This window comes from Archangium primigenium (genome assembly GCF_016904885.1).
Lineage (GTDB): Bacteria > Myxococcota > Myxococcia > Myxococcales > Myxococcaceae > Cystobacter > Cystobacter primigenius.
In genome coordinates this window covers 7,665,868-7,682,251 of the sequence record NZ_JADWYI010000001.1, presented here as the reverse complement: position 1 = coordinate 7,682,251, position 16,384 = coordinate 7,665,868, and the positions used below count along the sequence as shown (strand labels likewise).

At 70.5% G+C, this 16,384-nt stretch carries 9 protein-coding genes; 6 read left to right on the top strand and 3 right to left on the bottom strand.

The window, feature by feature from the left end:
* Positions 1-31: 31 nt before the first annotated feature.
* On the top strand, positions 32-1,912 hold the full coding sequence (locus I3V78_RS31545) for a penicillin-binding transpeptidase domain-containing protein (protein ID WP_204493341.1): 1,881 nt from the start codon (positions 32-34) through the stop codon (positions 1,910-1,912).
* Here the strand turns inward: I3V78_RS31545 and I3V78_RS31540 are convergent, their stop codons facing one another.
* Positions 1,913-2,245, bottom strand: a complete 333-nt coding sequence (locus I3V78_RS31540; protein WP_204493339.1) for a MazG nucleotide pyrophosphohydrolase domain-containing protein — start codon at positions 2,243-2,245, stop codon at positions 1,913-1,915.
* Positions 2,246-2,277: 32 nt separating this feature from the next.
* Positions 2,278-3,084 (bottom strand): ABC transporter ATP-binding protein, encoded by an 807-nt coding sequence (locus I3V78_RS31535; RefSeq protein WP_204493337.1) that lies wholly within the window; start codon positions 3,082-3,084, stop codon positions 2,278-2,280.
* Between the two features lie 293 nt (positions 3,085-3,377).
* Between I3V78_RS31535 and I3V78_RS39550 the strand changes: the two genes are divergently transcribed.
* Both I3V78_RS39550 and I3V78_RS31525 read left to right on the top strand, forming a co-directional pair.
* Complete coding sequence (locus tag I3V78_RS39550) at positions 3,378-5,000, top strand: hypothetical protein (RefSeq protein WP_275583512.1); 1,623 nt, start codon at positions 3,378-3,380, stop codon at positions 4,998-5,000.
* 358 nt (positions 5,001-5,358) lie between these two features.
* Positions 5,359-7,962 (top strand): Kelch repeat-containing protein, encoded by a 2,604-nt coding sequence (locus tag I3V78_RS31525; protein ID WP_204493336.1) that lies wholly within the window; start codon positions 5,359-5,361, stop codon positions 7,960-7,962.
* A 65-nt stretch (positions 7,963-8,027) separates the two neighbouring features.
* Here I3V78_RS31525 and I3V78_RS31520 read toward each other — a convergent pair whose 3' ends face one another.
* Positions 8,028-8,693, bottom strand: coding sequence for a thiaminase II/PqqC family protein (locus I3V78_RS31520; protein WP_204493335.1), 666 nt, complete (start codon positions 8,691-8,693; stop codon positions 8,028-8,030).
* Between the two features lie 73 nt (positions 8,694-8,766).
* Here I3V78_RS31520 and I3V78_RS31515 point away from each other — a divergent pair, with 73 nt between their 5' ends.
* The 3 genes from I3V78_RS31515 (at position 8,767) to I3V78_RS31505 (ending at position 16,376) form a co-directional block, all read left to right on the top strand.
* Positions 8,767-10,383, top strand: a complete 1,617-nt coding sequence (locus I3V78_RS31515) for an NADP-dependent glyceraldehyde-3-phosphate dehydrogenase (RefSeq protein ID WP_204493334.1) — start codon at positions 8,767-8,769, stop codon at positions 10,381-10,383.
* Between the two features lie 57 nt (positions 10,384-10,440).
* Positions 10,441-13,449, top strand: a complete 3,009-nt coding sequence (locus tag I3V78_RS31510; RefSeq protein ID WP_204493333.1) for a DEAD/DEAH box helicase — start codon at positions 10,441-10,443, stop codon at positions 13,447-13,449.
* Positions 13,450-13,583: 134 nt separating this feature from the next.
* Positions 13,584-16,376: a YncE family protein gene (locus I3V78_RS31505; RefSeq protein ID WP_204493332.1), complete on the top strand. Its 2,793-nt coding sequence runs from the start codon at positions 13,584-13,586 to the stop codon at positions 16,374-16,376.
* The last annotated feature ends 8 nt before the right edge of the window (positions 16,377-16,384 follow it).

Below are 16,384 nucleotides of genomic sequence, written 5' to 3'. Positions count from 1 at the left end.
ACGGTTCGGCGTCCGCGCGCACAGTAGGCGCGTGTCCTGGCGAGCGTGGAGGGTTGTCATTTGTGCTGCGGCGGCTTCGCTGCTGGCGTCGTGTACGACGGTGAAGCCGCGGCCCGTGGCGGAGCCCCCCCCGGTGGCGGTGGAGCCCCATGCGGAGGCGCGGGCCTATCTCCAGGCCTGGGCCTCCGAGGATCTCGCCGCCCTGCGGCGGGCGGTGCGCTCACCCCCGGTGGATTTCGAGGCCCGGCACCAGCGCTTCCGCGAGGAGCTGCGTGTCGTCTCGTCCCGCTTCGAGCTCGATCGGATCGAGCGCGAAGGGGAGGGCGCCGTGGCCTTCTTCCATGCCTGGCACGTGCTGCGGGGCCTGGGCGAGTGGCGCACGGACGGCGCGATGCGGCTCGTGTTCCACGAGGGCCGGTGGTGGGTGCGCTGGTCCCCGGAGGTGCTGCACCCCGCGCTGCGCGAGGGCGACCACTTCTCGCTCACCCGCACGCGTCCGGCGCGCGCCGCGCTCCTGGACGGGCATGGCCGACCCCTCACCGAGGACGGTGAGCTCATCTCCATTGGCGTCGAGCCCCGGCGCATCCAGAAGCGGGCGGCGGTCGCCGCGGCGCTCCAGGCCCGGTTGGGGGTGGAGCCCGCGCGCCTGGACAAGCTGCTCGACGCGCCCGGGGTGTCGCCCTCCAACTTCCTGTCCGTCATCGACGTGCGGCCCGAGCGCTACCAGCAGGTGCGCGCCGCGCTCGCGCCCGTGCCCGGCATCTTCTTTCGCAAGAAGAGCGCCCGGCTCATCCCGGCGGACGGCTTCGCGGCGCACACCCTGGGGCGGGTGGGCGAGGTGACGGCGGAGCTGCTCGCCCAGTGGGGCCCGCTCTACCAGCGCGGCGACATCGTGGGCCTGTCCGGCCTGGAGCGCGCCTACGAGCGCCAGCTCGCGGGACGTCCCTCGGGGGAGGTCCGCCTCACCCGGGCGTCGGGCGAGGTGCGCGTGCTCGGGCGCATCGAGGGCACACCGGGCACGCCCCTGCGCACCACGCTGCTGCCGGAGGTGCAGTCCGCGGCGGACGCCGCGCTCGACGGCGTGACGCAGCCGGCGGCGCTCGTGGCGGTGGACACGCGCACGGGCGCCATCCTGGCCGTGGCGAGTCGGCCGCTCGGAGAGGCATTGAACCGGGCGCTCACGGGCCGCTACCCGCCCGGCTCGACGTTCAAGGTCATCACCGCCGAGGCCCTGCTCGCCGGGGGCATGGGCGTGGACTCGGCGCTGTCCTGTCCGGCGGGCGCCACCGTGGGCGGCAAGCAGTTCCGCAACTTCGAGGGCGAGGCGTTCGACAACGCGCGGCTGCGCATGGTCTTCGCCCACTCGTGCAACACGGCCTTCATCATGGGCGCGGCGGGACTGGCGGCCGACGCGCTGGAGTCCTCGGCGCGCCGCTTCGGCTTCGGGGTGGACTATGGCGTGGGCCTGCCCTCGCCCGGGGCGTCGTTTCCCGGACCCCGGGACGAGGCCGAGCGGGCGGCGGCCGCCATCGGCCAGGGCCGCGTGCTGGCCACGCCGCTGCACATGGCCTCGGTGGCGGCGGCGGCCGGTTCGGGCCGGTGGCACGCGCCCTACCTGCTGGCGGACTTGAAGGACGGACCGAGCACCGCCCTGGCGGCGGGGACGCGGGCCAAGCTGCACACGCTCATGCGCGCGGTCGTCACCGAGGGCTCGGCGCGCGCCGCCTCGGGGGTGACGGGGCTGGCGGGCAAGACGGGCACCGCCGAGTTCGGCCGGGGCACGCCCCTGCCCACGCATGCCTGGTTCATCGGCTTTCGCGACGGCATCGGCTTCGCCGTGCTGGTGGAGGGCGGGGGTGTGGGCGGCCGGGTCGCCGTGCCCATCGCCGCGCGCTTCGCCTCGGCGTTGTGACTAGCTCCAGGTGCGCTGCTGGTTGCGGGCGTTCTTGTCGCGGAACGCCTGCTCCAGGTCCACGCCCACCCGGTTGGAGATGGCCACCAGGTAGTTGAAGACATCCACCAGCTCCTCGGCCAGGTTCGCGCGGGCCTGCTCGCTGGGCGTGGCCTGCCCCTCGTCGAAGAGCTTGTTGTAGCGGCGCACCGCCTTGAACAGCTCGCCCACTTCCTCGCCCATGAGGAAGCAGTTGTGGACCAGGTCCACCTTGAGCCAGCCGTGCAGGGTCTCCAGCTCGTGGATGTAGCGTTGGTAGTCCTTCATCGTCGCGCCGTCGGGCAGGGTGATCATGCCTTCCTTCCTCGCTGGCGCGCCGGGCCCTGTCAACCTGGGGCCGAGCCCTTCGCCGAGTCCTTCTTCGAACGGCGCGCGAGCCAGTTGCGCAGGAAGGCCTTCACCGCCGGGTGCTGGGACTCGCGGAACGTCTCGGGCGGGCCGTACTCGACGACGCGCCCCTCGTCCATCAGGGCCAGGTGGTCCGCCATGCCGAAGGCGGTGGCCACGTCCGGGGTGATGACGAGCGAGGTGGCGCCCAGCTGCTGCTTGCTCGTGAGGATGATCTCGTTGACGGCCGCGGTGGTGAGCGGATCCAGACCGGCGGTGGGATCGTCATAGAGGAGGATGCGCGGCTGGAGGATGGTGGCGCGCGCGAAGCCCACGCGCTTCTGCATGCCGCCGGACAGCTCGCCCGGAAAGCGCGTGGCCGCGTGGGACAGACCCACCTTGCCCAGGGTGGCGTTCACCGTCTCCTGGATCTCCGCCTCGCTCATCTTCGTGCGCTCGCGCAGGGGAAAGGCCACGTTGTCGAAGACGGTGAGCGAGTCGAACAAGGCATTGGCCTGGAAGAGGATGCCCTGGTCGCGGCGCATGGTGTTGAGCCCGGCCTCGTCCATCTGGGCCAGGTCCTTGCCCTGCACGCGTACGCTGCCCCGGTCCGGCTTGAGCAGCCCCATGATGTGCTTCATCAGCACGGACTTGCCCGAGCCGGAGATGCCCACCAGCACGCACGTGGTGCCCTCGGCGACCACCAGGTCCACCCCGCGCAGCGCCCGTTGGTCGCCGAAGGACTTGTGCAGGTCGCGGACCTCGATGGCCAGGGGGGCCGCTGGCGCGCCATTCGTGTCGTTCATCGTCTCCCCACCCTAGTACGGATGCCCCCTCCGGAGGTCCCTCCGACGCTCCGGGGGAGGCGGGCTGTAGCACCCCGTTCCACCGCGCCCCCTCACGCCCGGAATCCAGGGCTGTGTGGTCTGTTTATGCCCGACGAGCGGATGATTTTCCCACTTGTATGGCTTTTCGCTCTTCCTCGGTGACTGCTCCTCCGGAAAAGGAAAAAGGCGCCGCATAACCCATCCGTCGCGCAACTCATCAGGGTGGGTTGGTTTTGGAGTTCAACGCGCGACCGCGGTCGAGGAGAACCCACGTGAAGAATGAACACGGCTGGATGGCGCTGACGCTCTCGCTCTGCCTGGCGGGATGTGGCTCGGCGGAATCGAAGAAGACCTGCGAGGAGGCGCCGGAGCAGGAGCACTGCGCGAAGCCGGAGGAGAAGGCGTACTCGCTGAGCCTGGAGGCGCCGGGGGCTGTCCGGGCGGGCGTCGACCTGCGGGTGCGCTGGTCGGCCCCCAAGGATCATCCCGAGAGCGATTGGGTGGGGGTCTTCCGGGCGGGCGAGGAGGGAGCCCCGCACCAGGAGCGCCAGACGGTGCCCCCGGGTGCGACGGGGACATTGCTGTTCTCGGGACCCGCGAAGGCGGGCGCCTATGAGCTGCGCTACGTGTCCGGCGCGGAGGGCGAGGCGAAGCACACCGTCATCACCGGGTTCACGGTGGTGGTGCCTCCGTCCCACGTCTTCCTGTTCAGCAACCATGACGGGGGCAGCTACACGCTGGAGGTGGATCAGGACCTGCCGAACATCCAGATTGGCATCCTGTCGGCGAAGCCCTCGCAGGTGACGCTCAAGGGCGCCTACGTGGGCAATGTCGAGGGGGTGCGGCTGGTGGGCGAGTCCGTGAGCGACTCCTCCGTGACGGGCGTGTCCGCCTCCAAGGTCCAGAAGGCCGCGCTGGAGCCCGTGAAGCTGGGCCATCCGTATGCGCCCTCCACGCTCGTGTGCGCCACCGGGGCGCGTACCCTGACGTGGCCGGGAACGGGGTGCAACACCACGACCCAGGTGGAGGAGTACTTCCTGTCGAAGTTCGGTGAGGTCCCCGTCGTGTCCCACCTGAGCCAGGAGGGGGCGTTCTCGGGACACCTCGCGCTGTCCCATGTCCGGCTCCGCCCGGTCATCGTCCGGGACACCACCGCGTTCAACGTGGCGGCCGCCGTGGGCGCTCCCGAGGTGCCCGTCCAGGTGCGCGTGGAGATCAACGCCACGGTGGGCTCCCTCGACGCGCGCGTTCCCGCGTTCACCACGGGCCTTCTGGCCGAGGGCTCCTCGGTCCACATCCACAACTACGCCTCCATCTTCGGCGCGGGGGGCGCGGGCGGCTCGGGGGGCAATGGCGGCAAGGGCTTCTTCGAGCGCACGTGCAGCCGGGCGGGCGCGCCGGGAGGCACGGCCATTCACCTGACGGTGCCGGCCGTCCTCGACAACCAGGGCAGCATTTGGGGCGGAGGCGGTGGAGGCGGCGGGGCCTCGGGGTGTGGCCTGAACGCGGGCGGAGGCGGAGGCGCGGGCTTCGTGGGCGGCCTGGGCGGAGCGGCCGCGTCGGCGTTCGGCCTGCGCGACGAGCTCGCGTTCTGCGGCCAGGACGAGGGCGTGCGGACCGGGCTCGTGGGCGAGCCCGGCGGTCTCGAGGGGGGCAAGGGCGGAAAGGCGGGGGATCTCCGAAAGGATGGCTCCTATACGCTGCTCGCGGGCGATGGCGGTGGCTATGGCCAGCCTGGCCAGAGCTCGAGCGCGTGTGTGTATGTGTCTCCGGGTGGCGCGGCGGGGGCCTCCATCCGGCGCGGTCCTCACGCGGTGCGCCTGATGAAGGGGCCTTTGCCGGATGGCACCTATGACGTCGGGTTCGGTCCACTCCGGGGTCCCGTGGCGCCGTAGCCTGTTGCGCCATGCATGCGAGGGGGGGACAGGGCTCGCGCCGGTGCGAACCCCGTCTCCCCCGTTTTCGTTTCATTGCCGACGAAGTTTCCCACGTGGAACGAACAATCAGGCACCTCAAGCCATACATCGGGGCAGAGGTAACCGTGGGTGGTCTGTCTCCCCCTGTCCTGGAGACGGAGAGAGGCGTTGTTCGCGCAACATTTTTGAATGGTTTTTTTAATACAAGCAGGCATCATGTGCTCTACCACCGTTTCCCGGATCCTGAGCGCCGACATGCCCTGTCTTGGAGAGGGATATGTCTGCCTTTGCTCGGATCTCCGGGAGGGAAACGCACCGCGGCAAGACAAGGGCATCCATGACGATCAGAGCGGGAAGCGGGAGTTGGAAGCGCGCGGGACTGTTGGCGCTGACGGCGTTGACGGCCTGCAGTGAGGTACAGACCGACGGCGTCTCGGGGCCGTCACGGGCCCAGGCCATCGCCAACGACACGGCGCCGGCCGTGCCAGAGTCTTCCGGATCCTCCGGGCCTTCCGAGGTGGCGCCCACGGACGCCGTGTCCCTTCCCCCCGAGGCGGCGGTGTCGACCCCCGCGCCCGCGGCGGCGGACTCGCCCGCGTACGCGGAGGAGCAGTGGGCGTGGACGGGCGGCTCGGTGCTGCCCGAGCACAAGCAGGTGATGATGACGCCCATCGTCGTGGACGTGAACAAGGACGGGGTCCCGGACATCGTCTTCAGCACGTTCGCGGGCTCCAACTACAGCGCGGATGGCGTCATCCGCGCCATCAGCGGCAGCACCGGCAAGGAGCTGTGGGCCGCCACGGACAAGGCGGCCCGGGTGAAGGCCGCGGCGAGCCTGGCCGCGGGCGACATCGACGGCGACGGCCGGGTGGAGATTTGCGGCATCCCCGAGAATGGCCGCGGCATCCTCTGCATCGAGCACGACGGCACCTTCAAGTTCCGCTCGGCCGAGGCCGCGTATGACTACAACGAGTGGGGTGGCCCCTCGCTCGCGGACCTCGATGGCGACGGCACCGTGGAGATCCTCGACGGCAACCGCGTCTACTCGAACACCGGCGCGCTCAAGTGGGTGGGCTCGGACGGCATGGGCGGCGCGCTGTACACCGGTCCCATCTCCTTCGCGGCGGACATCGATCAGGACGGCCTGCAGGAGGTCATCAACGGCCGCGCCGTCTACCGCCATGACGGCTCGCTCAAGTGCGCCAACACGAGCATCCCCCATGGCTTCGCGGGCGTGGGCAACTTCGACGAGGATCCCGCCGCGGAGATCGTGGTCGCGGGCAACGGCAAGGTGAGCCTGCTCGACGACGACTGCTCGCTCCTGTGGACGCGGGACGTCCACATCACGGGCCGCCCGCAGGCGGAGGCGGGCCACGGCGGTCCGCCGAACATCGCGGACTTCGACGGGGACGGGAAGCTGGACATCGGCCTGTCGGGTGACTGGAACTACACGGTCTACGGCGCCAATGGCGCGGTGAAGTGGACCTACGCCATCCAGGACTACAGCTCCGGCAAGACGACCTCCACCACCTTCGACTTCGAGGCGGACGGTCGGCTCGAGGTGGTGCTCTCGGACGAGACGCGCGTGCGCATCTTCGATGGCCGCACGGGCGCGCTGCGCTGGGAGACGCGCAACAGCTCCGGCACCACCCACGAGAACCCCATCATCGTGGACGTGGACAAGGACGGCAGCGCGGAGATCATCGTCGCCGCCAACAACCACGCCTACCCGGGCTTCAATGGCATCCGCGTGTTCCGGGATCCGAAGGACGAGTGGGTGGGCACGCGGGGCATCTGGAACCAGCACGCCTACTCCATCACCAACGTCAACGACGACGGCACCATCCCGGCGCACCCGGCGGCCAACTGGCTCACCCCGGGGCTCAACACCTTCCGCTCGCAGGCCCCGGGCGTCGCGGCGCTCTGCCGGGTGAAGGGGACGTGGTCGCCCACGGGCAGCCTGGCGCTGCCGCGCCTGCTGCACACCTCGTCGCTGCTCCAGGATGGCCGCGTGCTGACGGCGGGCGGCTTCAACACCACCTCCGAGGTGTACAACGCCGAGACGGGCACCTGGTCGCGCACGGGTGACACGCTGGCCCCGCACCGCTACCACTCCATGACGCGCCTGACGGACGGGCGCGTGCTGATCGCCGGTGGCGGGACGTGCCCCAAGACGGGCGCCACCTCCGAGCTCTACTCCCCCGACCTGGGCCGCTGGCGCCCCACGGGCAACCTGGTCGTGTTCCGCACGCACCACACGGCCACGCTGCTGCCCAATGGCAAGGTGCTGGTGACGGGTGGCGAGGACACCGCTGGGGTCGCGCTGTCCTCGGTGGAGCTGTTCGATCCGGCCACGGGCACCTGGTCGCTCGCGGGCAACCTGAAGGCCGCGCGCCGCGATCACTCGGCCACGCTGCTGCCCAACGGCAAGGTGCTCCTGGCCGGTGGGGGTGACGACACGCGGGAGACGCTGGGCTCGGCGGAAGTGTACGACCCGGCCACGGGCGGCTCGACGAGCGTGGGCGCCCTGGTGAACGCGCGCCGCTTCCACTCGGCCACGCTCCTGCCCACCGGCAAGGTGCTCGTGGCGGGTGGCGGTGACAGCTACCAGGTGGCCAACAGCGTGGCGGCGGAGCTGTACGATCCGGCCACGGGCACCTGGAAGGCGACGGGCAGCATGGCCACGCCGCGCCGCTTCCACTCGGCCACGCTCCTGCCCAACGGCAAGGTGCTGGCGGCGGGTGGCTACCACCAGGCCACGGGCATCCTGTGGGCGGCGGAGCTGTACAACCCCGTCACGGGCACCTGGTGCCCCGCGGGCAAGCTGAACGTGGACCGCTACGGTCACACCGCCACGCTGCTCGATGACGGCCGCGTCCTGGCGACCGCCGGCGTCAGCAACACGGATCAGTCCTCCGCCGAGGTGTTCGCGCTGGAGTGACCCGCGCCGCCCCCGGGCGGTGAGTCGGACTCAGGGGTCCCGGGCGCGTGTCCGGGACCCCTTTTTCATGGCGCGCGTCCGAGCGCGAGCAGCGTGTCCCAGAACAGCTGCTCGTAGGCCTGGAACAGCCGGGTGGCGCGGTGGATCGCCCGCGGCGTCACGCCCCGGTCGAGCCCGTCCTGCAGGAGCACGAGCACCTGCTGCTCGGAGGGGGGATGGGCCACGAAGGCATCCAGGAAGGCCGTGTCCTCGGCGGTGAAGCCCTTCTGGCGCAGGGCCGCCGAGAGCCGCTGGCAGTTCTCCCCCCAGGCTTGGAAGTTGACGTACAGGGCGCAGGCGAGCTCCGCGGCCGAGCCGTGCGCCGCGGCCAGGGCGAGGTTGGCCGCGTAGGCGAAGCCCCCGGCCTGCGGCTCGTAGCGCTCCAATTCCTGCTCGTTCAGGCCGAGCCGCGCCGCCAGCTTCAGCAAGGAGCGCTGGGCGGACACCTCCCCCTGGAACAAGCCGTACACGAAGTCGTACGCCGGTCCGTCCGCGAAGCGGTGCACCATGAGGGACATGGAGCGCAGGTCGCTGCGGACGACGTGGTACTGGTGGCCGACGAAGTCACGCAGCGCGGAGAGGGGCAGCTCGCCCCGCGCGAGGGCCCGCGGATAGGGGTGCGTGCGCAGGGCCTCGTTCGTGGCGGCCAGGGCCTGGGTGATCTCGGTGAGCACTTGCTGAGCGGACGGCATGTCGGTGTCTCCCTCCAAGTTCTCCTGCGCGCGAGGGCGCCGGGCCGTAGATTCTGGCCGAGAAAGGATTTCCATGACGTCGCTCGATGACCTCTTTCCCTCCGATGAACAGATTCCCGCCTCCGTGCGGCTCCCCGGCTACCTGGAGCAGCGCGAGTACCTCGTGGGGGGCGAGCTGCGGACCTGGGCGGGAGAACTCAACCCGGTGCGCAGCCCCGTCTATACGAAGACGCCCCAGGGCGTGCAGCCCCGGGTGATCGGCGCCACGCCGCTGCTCACGTCCCACGAGTCGCTGGAGGCGCTCCAGGCCGCGGTGAAGGCGTATGACCATGGCCGGGGCGCCTGGCCGTCCATGCGGGTCGCCGAGCGCATCGAGCACGTGGAGCGCTTCCTCGTCGCCATGCGGGCCCAGCGCACCGCGGTGGTGAACCTGCTCATGTGGGAGATTGGCAAGACCCAGCCGGACTCGGAGAAGGAGTTCGACCGGACGGTGGACCTCATCGTCGAGACGATCCGCGCGCTCAAGGAGATGGATCGCACCTCGTCCCGGTTCGTGCAGGAGCAGGGCGTCATGGCGCAGATCCGCCGCGCGCCCATCGGCGTGGCCCTGTGCATGGGCCCCTACAACTACCCGCTCAACGAGACGTTCAGCACCCTGTTCCCCGCGCTGCTCATGGGCAACGCGGTGGTGTTCAAGCCGGCCAAGTTCGGCGTGTTGCTCGTGCGCCCGCTGTTGGAGGCGTTCCGGGACTGCTTCCCGCCGGGCGTCATCAACATCATCTACGGCCGGGGCCGCGAGACGGTGGGCGCGCTCATGGAGAGCGGCCTCGTGGACCTGTTCGCCTTCATCGGCACCAACCGGGGCGCCAGCGAGCTCAAGCGCATGCACCCGCGGCCCCACCGGCTCAAGTCCGTGCTCGGGCTGGACGCGAAGAACCCGGCCATCATCCTGCCGGACGCGGACCTGGACAACACCGTGAAGGAGTGCATCACCGGGACGCTGTCCTTCAACGGCCAGCGCTGCACGGCGCTCAAGCTGCTCATGGTGCACCGGGACATCGTGGGGCCCTTCCTCGAGCGCTTCACCGCCGCGGTGGAGCGGCTCAAGCCCGGCATGCCGTGGGAGCCCGGCGTCGCGCTCACGCCGCTGCCCGAGCCGGGCAAGGCCGAGTACCTGCGCGGGCTGGTCGACGAGGCCGTGGCCAAGGGCGCGCGCGTGCTCAACCGCGGGGGAGGGGAGTCGGGGCACTCGTTCTTCTCGCCCGCGGTGGTGTACCCGGTGACGGCGGACATGCGGCTGGCGAGCGAGGAGCAGTTCGGCCCGGTGATTCCGGTGATGGTGTTCGACGACGACGAGCAGGTGGTGCGCTTCGTCGTGGACTCGCATTTCGGCCAGCAGTTGAGCCTCTTCGGCCGGGACTCGACGCGCATCGGACGCCTCATCGACGCGTTCGCCAACCAGGTGGGGCGCATCAACCTCAACTGCCAGTGCCAGCGCGGTCCGGACACCTTCCCCTTCAACGGCCGCAAGGACTCGGCGGAGGGGACGCTGTCGGTGGCGGACGCGCTGCGGGTGTTCTCCATCCGCACGCTCGTGGCGGCCAAGACGACGAGCGAGAACACCACGCTCGTGCAGTCCATCCTCACCCGCCGCGAGTCGGACTTCCTCACCACCGACTTCCTCTTCTAGCGCCCGGGGCCGCTTTGTTGCGTGGGCTCCCTCCCGGGGATAGGGATGGAGCCCTGTATGTCCGTGACCGAGGAGTTGCTCGAAGCCGTCCGGGAGGAAGCGCGCCCGGAGACCTGGTCCACTGGCACGAACCTCGCCCGCTCGGGCGTGGTCTCGGTCCACTCCGTGGGTCGCGAGGAGGCGGTGTTGCGCGTGCGCGTCGCCGGCCGCCCCGCGCCCATCACCACGGTGCTCTACCCGGAGGACGCCATCTGGGAGTGCGACTGCCGGGGCCGCGTGGACCCGTGCGAGCACGTGGTGGCCGCCGCCCTGGTGCTGCACCACGCGCGCCCCGCCGCGAAGCCGCCGCCGCCATCCCGGCCCACCGCGGCCCCTCCGGCGCGGGCTCCGGCCAGCGCGCGTCCGGGCACCGCCGTGCCCAAGTCCGAGCGCATGGTGTACCGCTTCAAGCGCGTGGAGGGCGGGCTGCAACTCGAGCGGCTGCTGGTGCGTCCGGACAACACCGCGCGGCTCCTGGCGCGCAGTCTGGCGTCGGTGCTGGCCCAGCCGGTGGAGGCGGCCCGCATCCAGGTGGAGCCGTGTGACCTGCTCGCGGACAAGCTGCTGGCGCGGCCCACCCGGGGCGCGCTGCCCCCCGAGCGGCTCTCCGCGCTCCTGAAGGTGCTGGAGCCCGCCCGCACCGTGCTCTTCGACGGGGTGCTGGTGTCCGTGTCGCCCGAGCCGCTGCTGCCGCGCGTCATCGTGGAGGACCGGGGCGAGCAGACGGTGCTGCGGTTCGAGAAGGACCCGCGCATCACCGAGGTGGTGTGCCCGGGCGTCGTGGTGTGTGGCGGCATGCTCTGTCAGTTGGGCGAGCAGGGCCTCACGGGCGCGCGGCTGGAGAGCCTGCCGCAGGAGAAGGTCTTCTCGCCCGCGCAGATGGGGGACCTGACGGGCAAGGTGTTGCCGGACCTGGCGCGGCGCATGCCGGTGGACGTGCGCAGCCAGCGCTTGCCGCGCATCGACCGCACGCTCAAGCCGCGCATCTCGGTGGAGCTCAACCAGCTGGAGTCGGGCCTGTCGGTACTGCCCACGCTGGTGTACGGCGCGCCGCCCACGGTGCGCATCGACAACGGCCGCATGGTGTTCCTCCAGGGCGCGGTGCCCGTGCGGGACGAGGGCGCCGAGCAGAAGCTCATCCACGAGCTGCGCGACGAGCTGAACATGGTGCCCGGCCGTCGCGTGACGGTGCAGGGCAAGGAGGCCGTGCAACTCGCCGACAAGCTGCGGCGCTGGCGGGGCGGCCTCACCGGAGACGCCGCGCGGGTGGTGAGCCCCCATGTCCAGCTGCGTCCGGTGCTGTCGGTGGACGCCGGGACCTCGGAGGCGGGCGTGCCCCGGGTGGGCTTCACGTTCGACTTCCAGGTGGAGGGGGAGGAGGGCGGCGCGCCCCGCACGGTGGACGCGGGGGCCGTGCTGAAGGCGTGGGAGGAGGGCCTGGGCCTGGTGCCCCTGGAAGGGGGAGGGTGGGCGCCGCTGCCCACCGCGTGGCTGAAGTCCCACGGCCAGCGGGTGGCGGATCTCCTCGCCGCGCGGGAGTCCAATGGCCACCTGGCCAACCATGCCCTGCCGCAGCTCACGGACCTGTGTGAGACGCTGGAGCACCCCGCGCCTCCCGTGCTCGAGCGGCTGGCGCCCCTCGTCCAGGGCTTCGAGAAGCTGCCGGACGCTCGGCTGCCCGCGGACCTCACGGTGACGCCGCGCGCCTATCAGCTCCAGGGCGTGAGCTGGCTCACCTTCCTGCGTCAGGCGGGGCTCGGCGGGGTGCTGGCGGACGACATGGGTCTGGGCAAGACGCTGCAGACGCTGTGCGTCCTGGGCCCGGGCACCCTGGTGGTGGCCCCCACGAGCGTGCTGCCCAACTGGGAGGCGGAGGTGAAGCGCTTCCGGCCCTCGCTCAAGGTCTCCGTCTACCACGGCCCCGGCCGCGTCCTGGACGAGACGGCCGACGTGACGCTCACCACCTACGCGCTGATGCGTCTGGACGCGGAGGTGCTCGGGGCGCGCATGTGGGACACGGTGGTGCTCGACGAGGCCCAGGCCATCAAGAATCCGGAGAGCCAGGTGGCGCGCGCGGCCTATGGGCTCCAGGCCTCCTTCCGGGTGGCCCTGAGCGGCACGCCCATCGAGAACCGGCTCGAGGAGCTCTGGAGCCTGATGCACTTCACCAACCGGGGGCTGCTCGGGGGCCGCAAGGAGTTCGAGTCCCGGTGGGCGCGGCCGGTGACGGACAACCAGAAGGGCGCGGCCGAGCTGCTGCGCGCGCGCATCCGCCCCTTCGTGCTGCGCCGGCTCAAGCGCGACGTGGCGCCCGAGCTTCCCCCCCGCACGGAGTCCGTGCGGCATGTCACGCTCAGTGAGCGCGAGCGCGCCGTCTACGACGCGGTCTACGCCGCCACGCGCGAGGAGGTGGTGTCCCAACTGGAGGCGGGGGGCAGCGTGCTCAAGGCGCTGGAGGCGCTCTTGCGCCTGCGTCAGGCGGCGTGTCACCCGGCGCTGGTGCCTGGCCAGCAGGCCAAGACGTCCTCCAAGGTGGAGGCGCTGGTGGAGGCGCTCGGGACGGCCGTGGCGGACGGCCACAAGGCGCTCGTGTTCTCCCAGTGGACGTCGCTGCTGGATCTCATCGAGCCCGCGCTGCGCGAGGCGGGCATTGGCTTTGTCCGGTTGGATGGCGCGACGAGCAACCGGGGCGAGGTGGCCGCGTCATTCCAGTCACCGGACGGCCCTCCGGTGATGCTGATTTCACTCAAGGCGGGAGCGACAGGGCTCAACCTCACGGCGGCGGACCATGTCTTCCTCGTGGACCCATGGTGGAACCCCTCGGTGGAGGCGCAGGCGGCCGACCGTGCGCACCGCATCGGGCAGCAGCGGCCGGTGATGGTGTACCGGCTGGTGTCCCAGGGGACCGTGGAGGAGAAGATCCTCCACTTGCAGGACAAGAAGCGCGCGCTGTTCGAGGCCGCCCTGGGAGGCGCCTCGGGCGCCGCGTCCATCACCCGGGCGGATCTGCTGCAACTGCTCGACTGAAAGACGCATCGCGCCGGAGGCCGAGAATTCGGGCCCGGCCTTTACAATGCCCCCGCGGAAGGCGCACGATCCGGAGGACTCTCCTTTCTCCGTTGGGGTGCCGACCGGGGGGTCGCGCCCGGCGTGGAGTTCACATGCGAGCCGGGAACACGGCGTTTTGCCGTGATGTATGGAATTGCCTTGTCCGCGTGGCGCTGTTCGTGGGTCTGTGGTTGGGCTCCGAGGTGTCCGCGTCCCCCTTCACCCTTTTCGAGAGTGGTCAGGTCCGTCCGCTGGCGCTCTCGCCCAACGGCGCGTTGCTCTTCGCCGTCAACACGCCGGACAACCGCCTCGAGGTCTACCAGGTCTCCGCCAGCGGGCTCACGCACCGGCTCTCCGTCCCCGTGGGACTGGAGCCCGTGGCGGTCGCGGCGCGCAGCGACGAGGAGGTCTGGGTCGTCAACCACCTGTCCGACAGCGTGAGCGTCGTGAAGGTCGCGCCGGGCGGGGCCTCGGGGCTGGTGGTGCGCACACTGCTGGTGGGTGACGAGCCACGGGACATCGTGTTCGCCGGTTCCGACAAGAGCCGGGCGTTCATCACCGCCGCGCACCGGGGACAGAACGTGCCCTTCAACCCTCAGTTCACCACGCCGGGGATTGGCCGCGCGGATGTCTGGGTGTTCGATGCGAACAACCTGGGCACCTCGCTCGCGGGCTCGCCCCTCACGATCCTCACCCTGTTCAGCGACACCCCCCGGGCCCTGGCGGTCACGCCGGACGGCTCGCGTGTCTACGCCGCCGCGTTCCACTCGGGCAACCGCAGCACCATCATCCACGAGTCGCTGGTGCCCAATGGCGGGGAGCAGGCCGGGGGCGTGCCGGGCCCCAACACCAACGCCGCGGGCGTGCCGGCCCCGGAGACGGGCCTGCTCGTGAAGTACAACGGCAAGGACTGGCTCGACTCCCTGGGCCGCTCCTGGACGCAACACGTGAAGTTCTCCCTGCCGGACAAGGACGTGTTCGTCATCAACGCCACCGCCAATCCGCCCGTGCAGCTCGCGGGCTCGGCGGGCTTCTACGCGGGGGTGGGCACCATCCTGTTCAACATGGCCGTCAATCCGGTGAACGGAAAGGTGTACGTGAGCAACACCGAGGCCCGCAATGACTTGCGGTTCGAGGGCCCCGGCACCTTCGCCAAGACGACCCTGCGCGGGCACCTGCACGAGAGCCGCATCAGCGTGCTGAGCGGCTCGCAGGTCGCGCCCCGGCACCTCAACAAACACATCAACTACGCCGCGTGCTGTGCCGCCACGCCCAACGCGGAGAGCGAGAAGAGCCTCGCGCAGCCGCTCGGCATGGCGGTGAACGCCAAAGGGGACACGCTGTACGTGGCGGCGTTCGGCTCCTCGAAGCTGGGCGTCTTCGCCACCGCCGCGCTCGAGGCCGATTCCTTCGTGCCGAACGCGGCCAATCATATCGAGCTGAGCGGCGGGGGGCCCACGGGCATGGTGTTGGACGAGGCGCGCGGGCGTCTGTACGTGCTGACGCGCTTCGACAATGGCCTGTCCGTGGTGAACACCTCCACGCGCAAGGAGATCGCCCACCAGCGCATGTACAACCCCGAGCCCGCGAGCGTGGTGGCGGGTCGTCCCTTCCTCTACAACGCGCGCTACACCTCCAGCCACGGCGACTCGTCCTGCGCGAGCTGTCACATCTTCGGGGACTTCGACAGCCTGGTGTGGAACCTGGGCAACCCGGATGGCGCCTACACGCTCAACAAGAACCCCATCGCCCAGGTGCCGCCCGAGTTCGGGGACGATCCCACCTTCGGGCAGGATCCCAACTTCCACCCGCTCAAGGGTCCCCTGTCGACGCAGAGCCTGCGCGGCATGGCCAACCACGGGCCCATGCACTGGCGTGGCGACCGCTCCGGCGCCGACGACGCCCCGAACGCGCAGCCCAACAGCGGGGCCTTCGACGAGGCCGCCGCGTTCAAGAAGTTCAACCCGGCGTTCATGGATCTGCTCGGCCGTCAGGCGCAGCTCACGCCCGCGGAGCTGCAGAAGTTCACGGACTTCATGCTCCAGGTCGTCTACCCGCCCAACCCGGTGCGCAACCTGGACAACTCGCTCACCCCGGCGCAGCAGGCGGGCAAGGACTTCTTCACCCACACCCCGACCTTCTTCCACGGGCCGTGCCAGTCCTGTCACAAGTTGGATCCCAACGACAATCCGGGCGAGGGCGCCTTCAAGGGCCTCTTCGGCACGGATGGCAAGTCGGCGTTCGTGGGCACGGCGATCTTCCCGAAGACGCCGCACCTGCGGAACATGTACCAGAAGATTGGCATGTTCGGCGTGGACTACCCCTTCGGCTTCCTCCCGCCGGATCCCTTCCTGGGTGACCAGGTGCGCGGCTTCGGCTTCAACAGCGATGGCTCGCTCGACACGATGTTCCGCTTCAACAGCGGCTTCGACTTCCACCCGGTGTTCAACACGGTGGGCATCCCCGACACGCCCGAGGGCCGTCAGGCCAAGCGGGACATGGGCGAGTTCATGCTGGCGTTCGACAGCAACCTGGCGCCCATCGTCGGACAGCAGGTGACGCTCACGGCGCAGAACGTCTCGACGGTGGTGCCCCGGATCGCCCTGCTGCTCACGCGCGCCCACGTGGGCGAGTGCGATCTGGTGGTCAAGGGGCGCCTGGCGCAGACCGAGGTCGGCCTCGTCTACCTGCGAGGCGGGCAGTTCCAATGGGACCGGTCCTCGCAGGCCACCATCAGCGACGCGGCCCTGCGGCAGTCGTGCACGGGTGACTCGGCGCTGACCTTCACCTGTGTGCCGCCGGGCTCGGGCTGGCGCATCGGCGTCGATCGGGACCTGGACGGGCACCTCGACGGGGACGAGCGGGCCGCGGGCAGCGATCCCGCCAACCCGCTCAGCATCCCCTGAGCGGCCCC